This is a genomic window from Sphingomonas sp. Root710 (genome assembly GCF_001429065.1).
Taxonomy (GTDB): Bacteria; Pseudomonadota; Alphaproteobacteria; order Sphingomonadales; family Sphingomonadaceae; genus Rhizorhabdus.
In genome coordinates this window covers 711681-729727 of sequence record NZ_LMIB01000001.1, presented here as the reverse complement: position 1 = coordinate 729727, position 18047 = coordinate 711681, and the positions used below count along the sequence as shown (strand labels likewise).

18 protein-coding genes are annotated in these 18047 nt (G+C 65.0%); 11 read left to right on the top strand and 7 right to left on the bottom strand.

Annotated elements, in window-relative coordinates; all coding sequences use genetic code 11:
• Nucleotides 1-3: 3 nt before the first annotated feature.
• Entirely contained in the window at nucleotides 4-4077 is a 4074-nt protein-coding gene (locus ASE00_RS03420; RefSeq protein ID WP_056379267.1) for a multiheme c-type cytochrome, read from the top strand.
• A 47-nt stretch (nucleotides 4078-4124) separates the two neighbouring features.
• Here ASE00_RS03420 and ASE00_RS03415 read toward each other — a convergent pair whose 3' ends face one another.
• The 4 genes from ASE00_RS03415 to fsa form a co-directional block, all read right to left on the bottom strand.
• Entirely contained in the window at nucleotides 4125-4640 is a 516-nt protein-coding gene (locus ASE00_RS03415) for a GNAT family N-acetyltransferase (RefSeq protein ID WP_056377779.1), read from the bottom strand.
• Between the two features lie 4 nt (nucleotides 4641-4644).
• Entirely contained in the window at nucleotides 4645-5571 is a 927-nt protein-coding gene (locus ASE00_RS03410) for a tyrosine recombinase XerC (protein WP_056377778.1), read from the bottom strand.
• A complete protein-coding gene (locus ASE00_RS03405) occupies nucleotides 5556-6116 on the bottom strand; it encodes a DUF484 family protein (protein WP_056377777.1) in 561 nt (186 codons plus the stop codon). The genes ASE00_RS03410 and ASE00_RS03405 overlap by 16 nt, the downstream gene beginning before the upstream one ends.
• Before the next feature lie 269 nt (nucleotides 6117-6385).
• A complete protein-coding gene (gene fsa / locus ASE00_RS03400) occupies nucleotides 6386-7039 on the bottom strand; it encodes a fructose-6-phosphate aldolase (protein WP_056377776.1) in 654 nt (217 codons plus the stop codon).
• A gap of 142 nt (nucleotides 7040-7181) precedes the next feature.
• On the opposite strand from fsa, the gene ASE00_RS03395 reads away from it, so the two are divergent.
• The 8 genes from ASE00_RS03395 to ASE00_RS03360 all read left to right on the top strand — a co-directional run bounded on the left by ASE00_RS03395 (nucleotide 7182) and on the right by ASE00_RS03360 (nucleotide 14947).
• Nucleotides 7182-9350, top strand: a complete 2169-nt coding sequence (locus ASE00_RS03395) for a primosomal protein N' (protein WP_056377775.1) — start codon at nucleotides 7182-7184, stop codon at nucleotides 9348-9350.
• A 105-nt stretch (nucleotides 9351-9455) separates the two neighbouring features.
• Entirely contained in the window at nucleotides 9456-10238 is a 783-nt protein-coding gene (fliP, locus tag ASE00_RS03390; RefSeq protein WP_056377774.1) for a flagellar type III secretion system pore protein FliP, read from the top strand.
• Nucleotides 10239-10252: 14 nt separating this feature from the next.
• Complete coding sequence (gene fliQ / locus ASE00_RS03385; RefSeq protein ID WP_056377773.1) at nucleotides 10253-10534, top strand: flagellar biosynthesis protein FliQ; 282 nt, start codon at nucleotides 10253-10255, stop codon at nucleotides 10532-10534.
• Nucleotides 10531-11313, top strand: coding sequence for a flagellar biosynthetic protein FliR (gene fliR / locus ASE00_RS03380; protein WP_056377772.1), 783 nt, complete (start codon nucleotides 10531-10533; stop codon nucleotides 11311-11313). Before fliQ ends, fliR begins: the two co-directional genes overlap by 4 nt.
• Before the next feature lies 1 nt (nucleotide 11314).
• Entirely contained in the window at nucleotides 11315-12454 is a 1140-nt protein-coding gene (gene flhB, locus ASE00_RS03375) for a flagellar type III secretion system protein FlhB (RefSeq protein WP_056377771.1), read from the top strand.
• A 105-nt stretch (nucleotides 12455-12559) separates the two neighbouring features.
• A complete protein-coding gene (fliD, locus tag ASE00_RS03370; protein ID WP_056377770.1) occupies nucleotides 12560-14188 on the top strand; it encodes a flagellar filament capping protein FliD in 1629 nt (542 codons plus the stop codon).
• A gap of 31 nt (nucleotides 14189-14219) precedes the next feature.
• Nucleotides 14220-14618, top strand: coding sequence for a flagellar export chaperone FliS (gene fliS / locus ASE00_RS03365; protein WP_056377769.1), 399 nt, complete (start codon nucleotides 14220-14222; stop codon nucleotides 14616-14618).
• A gap of 53 nt (nucleotides 14619-14671) precedes the next feature.
• Nucleotides 14672-14947, top strand: a complete 276-nt coding sequence (locus ASE00_RS03360) for a hypothetical protein (protein ID WP_056377768.1) — start codon at nucleotides 14672-14674, stop codon at nucleotides 14945-14947.
• Between the two features lie 30 nt (nucleotides 14948-14977).
• On the opposite strand, the gene ASE00_RS22780 is transcribed toward ASE00_RS03360, so the two are convergent.
• Entirely contained in the window at nucleotides 14978-15154 is a 177-nt protein-coding gene (locus ASE00_RS22780; protein WP_082594440.1) for a DUF4169 family protein, read from the bottom strand.
• Nucleotides 15155-15217: 63 nt separating this feature from the next.
• On the opposite strand from ASE00_RS22780, the gene rnc reads away from it, so the two are divergent.
• Together rnc and era are read left to right on the top strand one after the other, a co-directional pair.
• On the top strand, nucleotides 15218-15886 hold the full coding sequence (gene rnc, locus ASE00_RS03355) for a ribonuclease III (RefSeq protein WP_056377767.1): 669 nt from the start codon (nucleotides 15218-15220) through the stop codon (nucleotides 15884-15886).
• Nucleotides 15883-16776 carry a GTPase Era gene (era, locus tag ASE00_RS03350; protein ID WP_056377766.1) on the top strand — a complete coding sequence of 298 codons (894 nt, stop codon included), beginning with the start codon at nucleotides 15883-15885 and terminating at the stop codon, nucleotides 16774-16776. Before rnc ends, era begins: the two co-directional genes overlap by 4 nt.
• Here era and ASE00_RS03345 read toward each other — a convergent pair.
• Together ASE00_RS03345 and ASE00_RS03340 are read right to left on the bottom strand one after the other, a co-directional pair.
• Complete coding sequence (locus ASE00_RS03345) at nucleotides 16773-17483, bottom strand: NAD-dependent deacylase (RefSeq protein WP_056377765.1); 711 nt, start codon at nucleotides 17481-17483, stop codon at nucleotides 16773-16775. The two genes, era and ASE00_RS03345, sit on opposite strands and share 4 nt — an antisense overlap.
• A 32-nt stretch (nucleotides 17484-17515) precedes the next feature.
• Nucleotides 17516-18028 carry a DUF922 domain-containing protein gene (locus tag ASE00_RS03340; RefSeq protein WP_235538526.1) on the bottom strand — a complete coding sequence of 171 codons (513 nt, stop codon included), beginning with the start codon at nucleotides 18026-18028 and terminating at the stop codon, nucleotides 17516-17518.
• Nucleotides 18029-18047 lie beyond the last annotated feature (19 nt).

The following is an 18047-nucleotide window of genomic DNA, read 5'->3' as shown; positions in this document are numbered from 1 at the left end:
ACGATGCGATGGGCGGTCCGCGGCGCGCTGGTGCTGGCGGGCGCGGTCACCATCATCGTCTCCGCCCCTACCCCCGCCCCCGCCTCCGAGGGCGAGAAACCCGTCGCCCGCACCTACCCGAAGTTCGCCGATGCGCCGCGCACCCAGGATTGGGCCGAGGGCGATGCCAAGAGTGCGGGATGCGTCTCCTGCCACACCGCGACCGATCGCAAGACGATGCACCAAACCGAAGCGGTCGTGCTCGGCTGCGTCGACTGCCATGGCGGCGACGCGACCGTCAAAGTCGACAGCCATCTCAAGATGACCGATCGGGCCTATGTCGCTGCGCGCGACAAGGCGCATGTCCTGCCCAAATATCCGCAGGCCTGGCATTGGCCGTCTTCGGCCAACCCGAAGCGCAGCTATACCCTGCTCAACAAGGAAGCGCCCGAATATATCCGCTTCGTCAATCCGTCGGACTATCGCGTCGCGCGCCAGGCCTGCGGCTCCTGCCATATCGACATCATCCAAGCGGCCGAGCGGTCGCTGATGGCCACCGGCGCGATGCTGTGGGGCGGCGGCGCCTATAATAACGGCATCGTTCCCTATAAGAATTATCTGTTCGGCGAGGCCTATACCGCCCATGGCGAGCCCGCGCAGATCAAGTCGCCGGGCGTTACGCCAGGGACGGTGACCCCGGAGCAGAAGGCGCGCGGCGCGCTGCCGGTCATGTATCCGCTGCCCACTTGGCACGTCATCCCGCCGGGCGACATCTTCCGCGTATTCGAGCGCGGCGGCCGCAACATCAACAGCACCTTCGCCGAAATCGGCCTGCCCAACTCGCTCGGCAGCATCCAGCGCCTCGAGGAACCGGGCCGGCCCGACCTCAAGCAGTCGAACCGCGGCCCGGCCACCGGCCTGCGCGTCGCTATCCCCGTGCTCAACATCCACAAGACGCGCCTCAACGATCCGTTCATGTGGTTCATGGGCACCAACGACCAGCCCGGCGACTATCGCAATTCGGGCTGCGCCGGTTGCCACGTCGTCTATGCGAACGATCGCGAGCCCAAGCACAGCCTGATATACGCTAAATATGGCCGCGACGGACAGACCGCGACGGTCGATCCGACGATCAAGGACAAGCTCGAACCCAAGGACGATGGCCATGGCGGTCATGGCGGCGGCCATGGCAAGGCGGCTGAGGACCACGGCCCGCCCTCGCCCGATCATGATGGCCATGGCGTCGACAAGGCGGCGCATGGCGCGGAGGGCGTGCCCCAGCATCCGATCGGCGCGCAGAAGGAAAAAGGTCACCCGATCCAGCACGCCTTCACCAAGGCGATCCCGACCGCGCAGTGCATGAACTGCCACATGCACCAGCCCAACATCTTCCTGAATAGCTATCTCGGCTACACGATGTGGGACTATGAGTCCGACGCGCCGCTGATGTGGCCCGAGAAGCAGAAATATCCGACGATCGCCGAACGCCGCGCGGTCAACGAGCGCAATCCGGAAGCAGCCGCCGCGATCGGCAAGTGGAGTGACATCGACTTCCTGCGCAACGTCGCCGACGATGTGAACCCGAAGGCGAAGGACACCCAGTTCGCCGACTATCATGGCCATGGCTGGAACTTCCGCGCCATCTACAAGCGCGATCGCGAGGGCAATTTGCTCGACGCGAACGGCAACATCGTCTCGCCCGACGATCCTGAGAAGTTCCGCAAGAACGGCGTCGGCATGTTCGCCGAGATCGGCGAGCAGAAGGGCAAGGCTGTCCACATGATGGACATCCACGCCGAAAAGGGCCTGCAATGCGCAGACTGCCATTTCGGGCAGGACAGCCATGGCAACGGCCTGATCTACGGTGAGGTCGCCAACGCGGTGGAGATCGGCTGCAAGGATTGCCACGGCACCGCCGACGAATTCCCCACGCTGCGCACCTCGGGCCCGGCAGCGCCGCCAAATGGAAACGATCTATCGCTGCTCCGCAACCAGGACGGCAAGCGCCGCTTCGAATGGACCACCGATGCCAAGGGCGAACGCGTGCTGATCCAGCGCTCGATCGTCGACCCCAAGCTCGAATGGAAGGTCAGCCTGGTCAGGGAAGCCGTCGACCGCGACAGCGCCTATTTCAACCCGCTCGCCGCGCGATCGAAGCTGATGGGCAAGGTCGGCAAAGAGACGGGCAGATATGAATGGGGCCCTGGCGTCGCCAAGAGCGATCGCGCCCACGACACCGACAAGATGGCCTGTTTCACCTGCCACCTGTCCTGGACGACGTCGTGCGGTGGCTGTCACCTCCCGATCGAAGCGAACTGGAAGACCAGCAGCCACAAATATGACGGCATCGAGACGCGCAACTTCGCGACCTACAACCCGCAGGTCGCGCGCGACGAGATGTACCAGCTCGGCATCCATCAGACGACCAAGGGCAATATCATCGCCCCGATCCGTTCGACATCGGCGCTGGTGCTGTCCTCGACCAACCTGAACCGCGAGCGGATCTACATCCAGCAGCCGCCGATCTCGTCGGCCGGCTTTTCGAGCCAGGCCTTCGCGCCGCACTTCCCGCATACGGTCCGCAAGACCGAAACGAAGAAGTGCACCGATTGCCACCTGTCGGATCAAGACGACAACAACGCGATCATGGCGCAGCTCAACCTGCTCGGCACCAATTTCGTCAACTTCGTCGGCATGAATGCCTGGACCGGCCTTGAGAAAGGCATCGAGGCGATCCGCGTCACCGAATGGGACGAGCCTCAGGCCGTGATCGGGTCCTATCTGCAGAAATATGCCTATCCCGACTATTTCAGGGCGCATCTGGAGCATGGCCGCGAGCTGATCGAATGGGTGCGCGGCAAGCGCTTCGGGCCGAAACTCTCGGGCGAGCCGCATTCGGTCGAGGAGTTTGCGAACACCCATCACCCGACCGGCGGTGCGGCGCGCTGCCTCCAGCTGCGCGGCGAATATATGTATGTCGCCCAGGGCAAGGCCGGCTTCGAAGTCTATGACGTCGCGTCGATCGCCAACAAGGGCACGTCGCAGCGCATCCTGACCGCGCCCTTCTCGCCGCTGGGCCACGACACGCGCGTCGAGAGCAAGAATGCGACCTGCATGGCGCTACCGACCGGCCAGTCGATCTCGACAGAGCGCAACGATCACATCCTGAAATATTATCCCGAGAACGAAGAGCAGAAGATGGGCGAGATTTATCGCTACGCCTTCATCACCGACTCGGAGGAAGGTCTGATCGTCGTCAATGTCGAGACGCTGGCCGATGGCGAACCGCGCAACAACTTCCTCAAGCGCACCGTCACCTGGAACGAGAACAACATTCTCGCCGGTGCGCGGCACATCACGCTGGGCGGAAACTATGCCTATATCACCGCCGATGTGGGCCTCGTCGTCGTCGATCTGACCAACCCCAAGCAGCCACGCCTGGCGGCCACGGTTCCGCTGCGCGACGCCCGCGCCTCGGCGCTTCAGTTCCGCTATCTGTGGGTGACCACCGCCGAGGGCCTACAGCTCGTCGACGTAACGCATCTCGACAAGCCGGTGCTGGTGCCCCAGGCGACGCTGCCGATCGCCAACGCCCAGCGCATCTACCTCGCCCGCACCTATGCCTATGTCGCGGCGAAGCAGGACGGCCTGATGATCGTCAACATCACCCGCCCGCTGAAGCCGGTGCTGTACCAGAAGGTCACCTTCGACGATAAGTTGAACGATGCCGAGGACGTGATCGTCGGAACCACCAACGCGTCGCTGTTCGCTTATGTCGCCGACGGCCGCAACGGCCTGAAGGTGATCCAGCTGACCTCGCCCGCGAGCCAGCCCAATTTCTACGGCTTCTCACCCGCGCCGATGCCCGAGTTGATTGCCTGGGCGAAAACCCCCTCGCCTGCGCTGGCGTTGTCGAAGGGCCTCGATCGTGACCGTGGCGTCGACGAAAGCGGTAACCAGATCGCGATCTTCGGCCGAATCGGGTCGCGCCCGTTCAAGCGCAGCGAGATGGAGCGGCTGTTCCTTAACTCGAAGGGCGAGGTGTGGAAGGTCAACGACCGTCCCACCTTCGCCGACTGGGTCCCTGCGCGGAGATAAGATTTCGAGCCGTTCCCCCGCTTGGCGGCGGATAGGGCTCGGACGTCTTAGCCCAGCGACTTTTCGAGCACGACCATCCGCAGCGGCGGATCGAGTTCGACCGGGAAGGCGCGATATTCGCCGGTGAGCCGATAGCCGCGGCGCTGATAATAGGCGATCAGTTCGCTCCGTTGCTCGATCACCGTCATTTCGATGGCGTGCGCCTCGAAGGCGGCGACCGCGATCCGCTCCGCCGCGTCGATCAGCCGCTTGCCCAGCCCGCCCGCCTGCAATTGCGGATCGACGGTCAGCAAGCCGAGATAGGCCATACCATGCCCGCGGTCGCTGACTTGGACGCAACCGACGATCCCGCCATTCTCGATCACCACCAGCAGCCGCTCATTGTCGTCATCGATGCTGGCCGCCAATATGTCATGGCTGGTGCGCTGGCCTTCGCGGATGATGTCGGCTTCGTGGGTCCAGCCAGCCTTGGCGTCTTCACCCCGATAGGCGCGCTCGATCAGCGCATGGAGTTCGACCAGATCGCCATGCCCGGCGGGTCGTATCAAAATATCGCGTTCCATGCGGTCATGCCCTCGGATGCGCGTTGCGATAGACGTCCATGAGATGCGCGGCATCGACGCCGGTATAGACTTGGGTCGACGACAGGCTGGCATGGCCGAGCAGTTCCTGCAGCGAGCGCAGGTCGGCCCCGCGCCCCAACAGATGCGTCGCGAAACTATGGCGCAACGCATGGGGGGTGGTACGCTCGCCCAGCCCCAGGCGTACCCGCGCAGCCTGCACCGCGCGGCGGATGAGTTCGGGCGCCAACGGCCCGCCCCGTGCGCCGCGAAACAATATCTCGCCGCGCGCGGCACCGTAAGGCGATAGCGCGACATAGCGCTCGATCGCTTCACGCACCGGTCTCAGCATCGGCACGACGCGGGTCTTGGCGCGCTTGCCCGTCACCACCAGCGTATCGCCGAGTGGCAGGATATCGCCGGTCAGCGCCATCGCCTCGCCGATTCTCAGGCCCGCACCATAGAGCAGCAGGAGCACCGCCTCGTCGCGCGCCGCGATCCACGGTTCGCTAGCGGACTCGGCGGCATCCTCGGCGATCGCGCCGATATCATCGGGAGAAACCGGGCGCGGCACGCCTTTCTTGATGCGCGGCCCCTTGATCTTGACCGGTCTGGCCGCGCCTTCGCGCTCGGCGACATAATCGAGGAAGGTTCGGATCGCCGACAGCTCGCGCGCGGTCGAGGCATTGGTGAGTCCCTCTCCCCGCCGCTCGGCCAGATAGCCGCGCACATCACCGCGATCGAGCTTCGACAGCAAAGGCCCGTCGATCGCGGTGCCCCGATGCCGCCCGAGAAAGGCTATAAGCCGATGCGCTGTGGCGAGATAGGCGCGAATGGTATGTTCGGAACGACGCCGGTCGCGGCGCAGATGATCGGCCCATTCGACCGCAAGGGTCCGGGCCGGATGATCATCAAGGCTTAAGGTAGCAACCACCGCCCTATCATGCGCGAAAGCATCGCGCCGAGAAAGCCCAGCAATTCGGAACCGGCGCGGGTCTCGAAACCCTGCGGGCGGCGCTGGCCGAGCGCGATGACGCCACCCGGCAGCGGCGGTTCGGACGGCAGACGAACCAGCGCTTCGGCCCGGATCAGCTCGGAGGCGGGGCCGAACAGCGGATGCCCGCGCTCGACGCCGCGCATCACCACGCCGTCGATATCCTCGATCGATCGCTCGATGATGCGGCGCTCGACGAACTGCATCCCCGACGCGTCGGCACGCAGCCCCTGATCGCCGACGAAGAGCGCGACCGACACCGCGTCAAGGCCGAGCATGTCGGGCCACACCTGCGTCACGATATGGATGAGATGGTCGAGGCCATCGGCCTCTGTGGCCGCCAGCACCGCGGCATGGATCGACGATACCGCGCCGCTATGCCCGCGTGCGAAGGCGATCAGGTCCTGATTGGCTTCCTCGACTTCGGCCATCCGCCGCTTGAGCGAGGCCATCGCGCCGCCTTCGAAATCGATGACACTTCCCATGCGGCGCAGTGTACGCCGCAATGGTTAACACACAATGGTGGTTTTTTGGCAGCGCCCTCAGTCGCCGGGCGCCGACATCCGTCGGCTAGGCTGTCCTCGCATAAGCTCGGGCGGCCATTCGGCCTTGCGGGACGCCTTGTGTCCCGGAGCTAGAATTCAGCGTCGGAGCCCGACAGGGCTCCGCAAGCGCGAAGCGCACGCCGGACCCGGACACAGTCCGGGGAGGATAGCCAAGCGGGCGGATGCCCGCGCCGGCGCCTGAGGCTAAATTACAATATGCTTTGCCCGGTCTTGGCCCAATCGGCCATGAAGCCCTGGATGCCCTTCTCGGTCAGCGGGTGATTGAACAACGCGCGGATCACCGATGGCGGCGCGGTCATCACATCGGCGCCGATCTTGGCCGATTCGAGGATGTGGATCGGGTGGCGGACGCTGGCAACCAGGATCTCGGTGCCGAAGTCGTAATTGTCATAGATCTGACGGATGTCCGCGATCAGCGCCATGCCGTCGAAGCCGATATCGTCATGCCGCCCGACGAAGGGCGAGATGAAGGTCGCGCCCGCCTTGCCCGCCAGAAGCGCCTGATTGGCTGAGAAGCACAAAGTCACATTGACCATCGTGCCGTCGTCGCTCAGCGCCTTGCAGGTTTTCAGCCCGTCGATCGTCAGCGGCACTTTGATGCAGACGTTGTCGGAAAGCTTCCGAAGGACCTCGGCTTCCTTCATCATCGTCGCATGGTCGAGCGCGACGACCTCGGCCGAAACCGGCCCTTCCACCAGCTTGCAGATCTCGGCGATCACCTCGACGAACTGACGCCCCGATTTGGCGATCAGCGAGGGATTGGTGGTGACGCCATCGACCAGTCCGGTCGCAGCCATATCGGCGATTTCGGCGGTGTCGGCGGTGTCGACGAAGAATTTCATGAAGGCGCCCCTTGGATACGCGATAAACTGGTCCCGCCTATAACGGGGGCCGCCGCCTCCGCCTAGGCGCTGATCCGATCTCGCCGACAAAAGCCTGTGGACGAGCATTGCGGGCTCCGGCCCCGCCCCCTAATCACGACGCATGGCTCGCGCCCATGTGCTTCTCCTCAACCCAGCCCTCGGCCCGCTCGATTACCGGGCGGATCGCGAGCATGTGATCGAGCCGGGCAGCATTGTCCTGGCCCCGCTCGGCCCGCGCCAGATCGTCGGCGTCGTCTGGGAAGAGGAGACGCTGCCATCGGCCGACCAGGTCGGCGACAATCGTTTGCGGCCGCTACTCGAGGTCTATGACGTGCCGCCGATCGCCGCGCCGTTGCGCCGCCTGATTGAATGGACCTCGGATTATTATCTCGCTCCCCCCGCCGCGGTGCTGCGGATGACTTTGCCCTCGTCGAGCGCGCTCGATGGCGCGCGGACGATCGTCGAATATCGCGCCACCGGGGAAAGGCCGGGGCGGATGACGCCGCAGCGCGAACAGGCGCTCGACCGGATCGGTCAGCGCCAGGGGCTGATCCGCGAACTGGCGACGATTGCCGACGTGTCGGACGCGGTGATCCGCGGGCTTGTCAAATCGGGCGCGATCGAGGCGGTGACGGTATCGATCGACACGCCTTGGCCCTCCCCCGACCCCGCTTTCGCACCCGCCGATCTGTCCGGCGAGCAGCAGCTTGCCGGCGGCGTTCTCGCCGACGCGGTCAAGGCCAGGGAATTCCATCCCTTCCTGCTTGATGGCGTCACCGGATCGGGCAAAACGGAAGTCTATTTCGAGGCGATCGCCGAAGCGCTGCGGATGGACCGCCAGACGCTCGTCCTGCTTCCCGAGATCGCGCTGACCGAACCCTTTCTGAAGCGCTTCGAGGCGCGCTTCGGGCATCTGCCCGTCGTTTGGCACAGCGAGTTACGCCAGTCGCAGCGGCGGCGCGCCTGGCGCGGCATCGCCCATGGCGAGGCGAGGGTCGTGGTCGGCGCGCGATCAGCACTGTTCCTGCCTTATCGCAACCTCGGCCTGATCATCGTCGACGAAGCGCACGAGACCAGTTTCAAGCAGGAGGACGGCGTCCTCTACCATGCCCGCGACGTCGCGGTGATGCGCGCGAAGCTCGAGGAAATCCCTATAGTCCTCGCCACGGCTACCCCGGCGATCGAGACGCGCCAGCAGGCGGCAATCGGCCGCTACACCGAATTGAAGCTCACCGCGCGGCATGGCGGTGCGGAGATGCCGACGATCAAGGCGATCGACCTGCTCGCCGATCCGCCGCCGCGCGGCCGCTGGATCGCACCCGAACTGGTCAAGGCGATCGAGGAACGGCTCGAGAAGAAGGAACAGAGCCTGCTCTTCCTCAACCGGCGGGGCTATGCGCCGCTGACATTGTGCCGGACCTGCGGCCATCGCTTCCAATGCCCCAACTGCACCGCCTGGATGGTCGAACATCGCCTGCTCAGCCGGCTGCAATGCCACCATTGCGGGCACAGCATGCCGCCGCCCGCCGAATGCCCCGAATGCAAGGACGAGGACAGCCTGGTCGCCTGCGGCCCCGGCGTGGAGCGCATCGCCGACGAAGTGACAGCGCTGTTCCCCGACGCGCGGATCGCCATCGCCACATCGGACACCCTCTCCACGCCCGCCCGTGCGGCCGAGTTCGTCGAGCGGATGGAGGCGGGCGACATCGACGTCGTGGTCGGCACCCAGCTCGTCACCAAGGGATATCATTTCCCCGACCTGACGCTGGTCGGGGTGATCGACGCCGATCTCGGCCTCGCGGGCGGCGATCTGCGCGCCGCCGAGCGCAGCTTCCAGCAGATCGCCCAGGTCGCCGGCCGCGCGGGGCGCGGCGCGAAGCCCGGCCATGTCTATATCCAGACCCATGCTCCCAAGGCCCCGGTGATCCAGGCGCTGCTCTCGGGCGACGCGCAAAGCTTCTACGCGGCCGAGACCGAGGCGCGGAAACTGGCCGATGCTCCGCCTTTCGGCCGTTATGCCGCGATCATCATCTCTTCGGAAAAACTCGACGAGGCTACCGTCACCGCCCGGCTGATCGGCCGGACCTCGCCCGCGGTCGAGGGGATGCATGTCTACGGCCCCGCACCCGCCCCGCTGGCGATGCTGCGCGGGCGGCACCGGCAAAGATTGCTGGTCCATGCCAAACGCTCGCTCGACGTCCAGCAGGTGATCCGGGACTGGCTCGGCCCGCTCGAATGGCCCCGCGGCGTGCGCGTCGCGGTCGATGTCGATCCCTATAGTTTTCTGTGACCTGAATTCGCTTTGTTGTGGATAATCCGGCGTTCGCCGGAACGACGGCATTCACAGCAAGACGAACCGCTTGAAGTTAACCGGTCCAAGTGCTGAAACCCGATCATGACGGCTCCGCGCATCCGATCGATTCTGTCTTTCGCCGCCTTGCTGTTCGCGGTCCTCCTCCTCGCCGATCCGGCCCTCGCGTCGACCGCGGGCCCCGCCCAGACAGGCGCGCTCGATCGAGCGATGACGACCATCTCGGGCGACGGACGCCCGCTGTCGCTGTCGCTCCAGATCCTCGTGCTGATGAGCCTGCTAACGGTGCTGCCGTCGCTGGTGCTGATGATGACGAGCTTCACCCGGATCATCATCGTGCTGTCGCTGCTGCGCCAGGCGCTGGGGCTTCAGCAGACTCCGCCCAACCAGGTACTCGTTGGCCTTGCCCTGTTCCTGTCGATGTTCGTGATGAAGCCGTCGATCGACCAGATCAACGCCACCGCCTTCAAGCCTTATGGCGCGGGGCAGATCACGATCGAGGAAGCCGTCACCCGCAGCGGCACCGTGCTCCATCGCTTCATGGTCCTCCAGACCCGCCAGACCGACCTCAAGCTGTTCGCCGATCTCGCCAAGGCGCCGCGCTTCGCCCGCGCCGCCGACATTCCCTTCTCGATCCTGCTGCCGGCTTTCGTGACGAGCGAATTGAAGACCGCATTCCAGATCGGCTTCCTGATATTCCTGCCCTTCCTGGTCATCGACCTCGTGGTAGCGTCGACGCTGATGTCGCTCGGCATGATGATGCTATCGCCTGCCATTATTTCCATGCCTTTCAAGCTCTTGCTGTTCGTTCTTGTCGATGGATGGGCACTGACGATGGGCTCGCTGGCGGGCAGTTTCGCGACATGACGGGGCGCTAGGGCATGGATAGCGCAGCCTCCGCCGACTATTTCATCGGCGTCGCCCAGCAGGCGATGTGGATCCTGGCGCTGGCGTCCGCACCGATCCTGATCCCGGCGCTGGTGGCGGGGATCATCCTCGGCATGATCCAGGCGGCGACCTCGATCAACGAACAGACGCTGAGCTTCGTCCCCAAGCTGATCGTCGTCGGCATCGCACTGGCGTTGTTCGGCAGTGCGATCATGATGTTGCTCGCCGATTTCACACGCGAAGTGTTCGCGCGCATCCCGGACATGCTCAGATGATTCCCCAGGGCCTTGCTGGGCTGGAAACCCAGCTCTGGCTCTGGATGATCGCGATGATCCGTCCCGGCGCCGCCTTCATTGCCGCGCCCGTCTTCGGTGCGCCGCAGGTGCCGCTACAGGTTCGCGCGGTCGTGGCGTTGGCGATCGGCGTACCCGCGCTCGCCAACACGCCCTTCGTGATGCCGGTCGACGGCGTCGTGTCCATATCCGGATTCCTGTTGGTGACCGGCGAAGTGCTGGCGGGGCTTGCCATCGGCTTCGCGGTGCAGATCGGCTTCTCCGCAGCGCTGGTGGCAGGCGAAGTCATCGGCAATGCGATGGGCCTGGGCTTTGCGGGGATGATGGACCCGGCGACCGGCGCGCCCTCCCCCGCCGTCAGCCAATATCTGTCGCTGATGGCGATCTTCCTGTTCCTGGCGACCGGCGGACATCTCCAGCTCGCGGCGATCGTCGTCGAAAGCTATCGCGCGCTGCCACCGGGTGAGGCCTGGATGGGCGCGAAGAGCCTCCAGGGCCTCGTCCTGTTCGGCGGCGATCTGTTCGCGGCGGGGCTCGCCATCGCCCTGCCGGTCGGCTTTGCGGTGATCCTGGTTCAGCTCGTCATGGCTATGCTCGCCCGTTCGGCGCCACAGATGAACATCTTCTCGGTCGGCCTGCCCGCTACGCTGATGGCCGGACTCGTGCTATTGGCGATCGCCGCGCCGGTGATGGCCGACGGCATCACCGCGGCGCTGCAACGCGGGCTCGCCGAAGCGCGCCTGATCGCGAACGGGCGCTGACATGGCCGAGGGTCCCGAGGACGACGAGAAGACCGAAGCCCCAACCCCCAAGCGGCGGCAGGATGCGGTCGAGAAAGGCGATGTCCTTCAATCGAAGGAGCTCGGCGTCGCGCTGGTGATGATCGTCGGCGCGGGGTGGATCGCGGTCGCCGGCCCCTGGGCGATAGCCGCGCTCAAACGGATGCTGTCAAATGCACTGTCCTTCGACAGCAGCGCGATCGAGACGTTCGATCCCGGCTCGGCGATCCTGACCACGCTGGCCACGGTGGCCTTGCCGATCGCGCTGCTCTTCCTGCTGACGCTGGCGGCGGCAATCGCTGCGCCGGCGATGCTCGGTTCGCTCGGCTTTCGCTGGTCGGCGATCGCCTTCAAGGGCAACAAGCTCGACCCGATCGCCGGGATCAAGCGCATCTTCGGGGTGCAGGGGCTCATCGAACTCGGCAAGTCTCTGCTCAAGATCGTGGCGCTCGGCGCGGTCGGCTACTGGCTGCTAATGGATCAGATCGCCGCGATCGTGACGATGGGGCAACAGGATCTGCGCACCGCGCTAGACAATCTGGGGGCGACCTTCGTTTTCGCGGTGCTGGTGATGACGCTGGCGCTCGCGGTGGTGGCGGGCGCCGATGTCCCCGCGCAGATCTTCCAGCGCGGCAAGCGGCTGCGCATGTCGAAGCAGGAAATCAAGGACGAGAGCAAGCAGACCGAAGGCTCGCCCGAACTCAAGGCGGCGATCCGCCAGAAGCAGATGCAGGCCGCCAAGGGCTCGGCGCGCAAGGCCGTTCTGGAATCCACGGTGGTCCTGACCAACCCGACCCATTTCGCAGTCGCGCTACGCTACAAGCCTGGATATGACGTTGCCCCGGTCGTCCTCGCCCGCGGCCGCGGCGCGACCGCCCAGGCCATCCGCGAACTGGCGACCGAGAATGCCGTGCCGATGCTGCAATATCCGCAGCTCACCCGCGCCATCTACTATACGAGCCGATCGGGCCAGCTGATCCGCGAGGACCTGTTCATCGCGGTCGCCGCGATCCTCGCCTTCGTCTTCAACCTGGACCGCGCCATGGCCGAAGGGATCGTCCAGCCCGACGTCGACGTGCCCGTTGGCGCCCGGTTCGACGAGGACGGCAAAGTGGTGAATTGAGGCTAATGAACGTCCTCAACGCCCATTAGGGATTTTAAAGGACTTGGCGGGTTAAACACTGCCTCCAATGCGCCGTTACCGGCAGCAGCGAAGGTGGTCGTTCACATGGTTACGTCGGTTGGTTCTTCGATTCTCACATCGCTGGGTGCGTCGAGCATCGATACGGCGTCGCTCGTCGATCAGCTCGCCACCGCGACGATCGCCAGCAAGAAAGAAGCGCTGACCAACCGTACGACCGCCAATACGAGCAAGATTTCCGATCTCGGCAATGCGGTCAGCTCGATCAACGGCTTCTCGACGGCGCTGTCGAGCCTGATCTCGGGCGGCACCCTCTATACGCAACCGACCACCTCGAACAGTTCGATCGCCAATGTCAGCGCCCTGGCCGGCGCGCGGCTGAAAGGGCTGTCGGCGAGCATCAAGGTCGGGCAGCTCGCGACCGCGCAGACGCTGACCGCGGCGCCCCTCGCCTCCTCGGCTACCGCGGTCGGCACGGGAACGCTGACGCTGACGGTCGGCAGCCAGACCAAGACGATCACGATCGATTCGACCAACAACTCGCTGGCCGGCCTCGCCAAGGCCATCAAGGACAGCGGCCTGGGCGTCACCGCCAGCACCGTGACCGACTCGACCGGCACCCGCCTTGTGATCAAGGGCGCGACCGGCGAGGCCAACGCCTTCTCGCTGACGCAGGCGAGCGGCGATCCTGCAGGGCTCGGGCGCTTCACCTTCGACGCCACCACCTATGATCCCGACGCTATCACCGGCCTCGAGCTGCAACAGGAAGCCCAGAATGCCGAGCTGATCGTCGACGGTGTCGCGGTGAGCAAGGCAAGCAACAGTTTCAGCGACGTGATCGAGGGCGTGAAGATCGATCTGGTCTCGGCAGCGCCAGGCACCACCATCACGATCGGATCGAGCCAGCCCGTAGACGCGATCAAGACTGCGGTGAGCGACTTCGTCGCCGCTTATAACGAGATGAAGACGACGCTGGCGACGATGACCGGCACGACCGGCTCGCTGCGCAGCGATTCGGGCATCCGATCGCTCGTCCAGCGGCTCGGCGCGCTGACCTCGACTAAGCTGACCTTCGCCACCGACGGCAGCCCCACCACCCTTGCCGAGATTGGCGTATCGACCAACCGCGACGGCACGCTCACGCTCGACGCGGCCAAGCTGTCCTCGGTGATGACGTCCAACCCCGATGCCGTCGAAGCCATGTTCAATCCGGGCCAGCGCAGCAGCAACGCGCTGATCCAGATCACGAGCCAAGTCGGCAAGGTGAAGGGCGGCGTCTACACCGTCACCAACGCCACCCCTGGCAACGGCACCACCGGCGCATCGGCGACGCTGGACGGCGGCTATACCCTGCCGGTGGGCGCAACCGGCGTGTCGGCTTCCTACCTGTCTGCCGCCGCTGGCCTGTCGTTCGATGTACTCGGTCCGGTGGCCAGCGCGACGATCACGATCGACCTCGGCATCCAGGGAGCGCTCGACGCCATCAAGAACGATCTGACCGCCAGCGCCGGCCCGCTCACCTCTTCGCAGAAGAAGCTGGAGACCGAGAAGGCGGCGATCGCCAAGGAGCAGGAGAAGCTGACCGCGAAGGACACGGCCTACCGCGAACAACTCTCCGCTCAGTTCACGCGGATGCAGAGCGCCCTGCTCGCCTACAGCTCGACCCAGAGCTATCTGACGCAGCAGGTCAAGCTCTGGACCAATGAAAACAACTAATCTCAACCCATAGAGAACAAGAGAGAATATCATGTTCATGAGCAATGGCTATGGCGCGATGGGCGGTGCGAAGGCGCGCTATCAGACGGTCGACGTCGCGAGCCAGGTCGAGGGCGCCTCGCCGCACCGGCTAATCGGCATTCTCTTCGACGAGCTTATGAAAGCGACCGAGATCATGATCGCCGCGATGCGCGCCGGCAACCGCGCCAAGATGATCGACAAGCAGGCCCGCGCGTCGAACATCCTGCTCGCGCTGGAGACCAGCCTCGACTTCCACAACGGTGGCGAGATCGCGGTCAACCTCGCCCGGGTTTATCGCGAATCCCGCCGCCTCGTGCAGCTCGGCGGCCGGACCAACGATCCGGCGCAGGTCGAAACCGCGCGCGGCTATCTCAGCGAGATCGTCGATGCCTGGGAATCGATCGGCTGATTTAAGACTCTCTTAACGCTGCCTGGCGCATCGTCGCCGGGCAGGAGGCGAGCATGGCGTTGAAGCACAAGACCCAGATCGAGGCTGTCCCGTTCAAGGAGCGGCGCACCAAGGGCCGCCTCGTCGCGTTCAACGCGGATATCGTCGCCGAACATGTCCCCTCGCCTGCGCACGCGCTTCAGCAGATGCTGGCCGAGCGCACCGCCGACGGCTTCATCGCCGATCCGGTGCTGCGGCGTCAGGCGCTGGTCCGCTTCGTCGGCGCCTTCGTGCTGTTGTGGGGCGGCAGCGCCGCAGCGCTCGTCACCATGCTGGTGCTGGCCAGATAAATAGCATCCCGGTGAAAGCCGGGACTTCCATCATTCGTCGATCTTCGCTCCATCGAGCAACCTGTCAGCGCGCGCCTTGTCGGCGCGGTCGCGGTCCTTTTCAGCCTTGGTCCGCCCGAATTTCGCGCGATTGGCATCGGCGGCGGTGCGCGCATCGGCTTTCGTCTTCGCCTTGCGCGCCTTGTTGAAATTGACCACGTCGCCCATCGCTCTACCGTGACGCTCCGCCAGAGGTGACGCAATCCCCCATATGCGTTAGGAGCGCGCCGCATGAATGAAGACGTACTCCGCGCCTGGATCTCGGCGACGCTGGGCCATGCCCCCCGCGACGTCGCGCTGTTCCAGCGTGCGCTGACCCATGGCAGCTACGGCTCGGCGCACTATGAACGGCTGGAATTCCTGGGTGACCGGGTGCTCGGCCTCGTCGCCGCCGACTGGCTCTATGCGCTGTTTCCCGACGAGCCCGAAGGCAAGCTGTCGCGCCGCCTCAACGCGATCGTCAGCCGCGAGACCTGCGCCGAGATTGCGCGCGAGATAGGCGTGGCCACCCATTTGAAGCTCGGTAAACAGGCCCGCGACGACGGCGCGGTCGAAAGCGACAATGTGCTGGGCGATGTCGTGGAGGCGCTGATCGGCGCACTTTTCCTCGAAGGCGGGTTGCCGGCTGCGGCGGGTTTCGTGCAGCGCGCCTGGGAGCAAAAGGTCAGCGGACAGGCCCAGGCCCCGAAGCATCCCAAATCGGCCTTGCAGGAATGGGCTGCAGCGCATCGCTGCAAGCCGCCGGTCTATACCACTGGAACCCGCACCGGCCCGCACCACGCGCCGCGCTTCACTGTCAGCGTCGAAATCCCCGGCAAGGCCGAGGCGAGCGCCGAGGGCACGTCGAAGCAGGAAGCCGAAACCGCCGCAGCCAGGGCGCTACTGGAGAAATTGTCATGACCGAACGTTGCGGCTTCGTCGCCGTCGTCGGCGCCCCCAACGCCGGCAAATCCACCCTCGTCAACGCGCTGGTCGGCCAGAAGGTCGCGATCGTCAGCCCCAAGGCGCAGACCACGCGAACCCGGCTGATCGGCGTCGCCATCGCAGGCGAGAGCCAGATATTGCTGGTCGACACCCCCGGTATCTTCGCGCCGCAGCGGCGGCTCGACCGGGCGATGGTGGCTGCCGCGTGGAGCGGCGCGCAGGACGCCGACCTGATCGCCTTCGTGATCGACGCCAAGACCGGGATCACCCACAAGATCGCCGATCTGCTCGACACATTGGCAACGCGGCGTGAGCCCAAGATATTGGTGCTCAACAAGGTCGATATCTGCGCCAAGGAAAAACTGCTCGAACTCGCGGTCCGGCTGCAGGACAAGCTTGCGCCCGAGGCGATCTACATGATCTCGGCCAGCACCGGCGACGGGGTCGATGATCTCCGACAGGCGCTCGCCGCCCGAATGCCCGAGGGCCCTTGGCACTTCCCGGAGGAGCAGGTCTCCGACGCCACCGACCGGATGCTCGCCGCCGAAGTGACCCGTGAGCAGCTTTATCTCCAGCTCCACGCTGAACTCCCCTATGCCTCGGCGGTCGAGACCGAGAAATATGAGGAACGGCGCGACGGCTCGGTCGCGATCCATCAGCAGATTCTGGTCGGGCGCGAAACGCAGAAGGCGATCGTCGTCGGCAAGCGCGGCGCGCGCCTCAAGGAGATCGGCTCGCGGTCCCGCGAGGAGCTGGAAAAGCTGCTTGACCGTAAGGTCCACCTCTTCCTGCACGTCAAGGTCGCCGAGAAATGGGAAGAGGATCGCGGCCTCTACCGCGAGATCGGGCTCGACTGGGTCGATTAATCTCGCGCGGCCAGTAGTTCGCCCACCCATTCGGGCACCAGCTCGCTTGCGGCCCCCATCCGGCTTTCGTGAAAGAAGAAACTTCCCTCGGACGGATCCAGATTGAGTTCCAGCGTCTGAGCGCCGAAATGCCGCGCGCTTCGAACAAAACCGGCAGCGGGGTACACTGCGCCCGAGGTACCGATTGACAGGAAGAGGTCGGCGCGGCTCAGGGCGCGATCGATGCGGTCCATCTCATAGGGCATTTCACCGAAGAAGACGATGTCAGGGCGGAGCGTGTCGGCCGCCCCGCAACTGCCGCACAGCGTGCCGTCGAGCATCGATCCGCCATAGCCCGCCCGCGCGCCGCATGCTTCGCACAGCGACGACATGAGTTCGCCATGCATGTGCAGCAGCCGCGTGGCCCCTGCCCGCTCATGCAGGTCGTCGACATTCTGGGTGACGATCAGCAACTCGCCCGGCCATTCGCAATCAAGCCGCGCCAGTGCCTCATGCGCCGCATTGGGCTTCACCGTCGCCAGCGCGGCGCGGCGTTGATCATAGAAGTCGAGCACCAGATCGCGATTCCGCGCTAATGCCTCCGGTGTGCAGATATCCTCGACCCTGTGCCCCTCCCACAGTCCTCCCGGTCCCCGAAAAGTCCCCAGCCCGCTCTCTGCGGATACGCCCGCGCCGGTGAGGATGACGATGTTGTGGATGCCGCTCATGACGCATGGATAATGCGCTGCGGCTTCCGGCGCTACGGCTCGATCGGCGGCATCTGCGTGATGCCATGCTTGGTATCGCGGTCATAGGCGCGCTGGATCGCGTCAATCCGGACCTGGGTCTGTTCGGCGACCTTCCGCACCGAATTGCAGCTGGCCTTCAGCGCCGCCCGGTTGAAATCGTTGCGATGTTCCCAGGCAATCCGGGCGTGACCGGCTTCGTGGATTTCGAGGCCCGCGATCGCCGCGCGCCAGAAGGCCAGCCCCTCGGGGGTCACCTCATGCTGATTGATGAGGCGCGGCAGATGGACGGTTATCGACAGACTCGATAGCGGATCGCTGACATCGCAGCTCTTGCCGCGCCGTACCTCGCGCCACCCTACCTTCAGGTTCCACGCGGTCTTGGCAATGCCGCCGCCGTCGCTCGCGCCCGCCGGCGCGCGGGCCTTCATCGAGGCATAGATATCGGCGGCGGTGAGACCCTCGACGTCATGATATTCGAACGTCACGCCGGGGATGCCGTCAAAGGGTGAAGGGCCGGCGGCCATCGCGGGCATGGGCATAAGG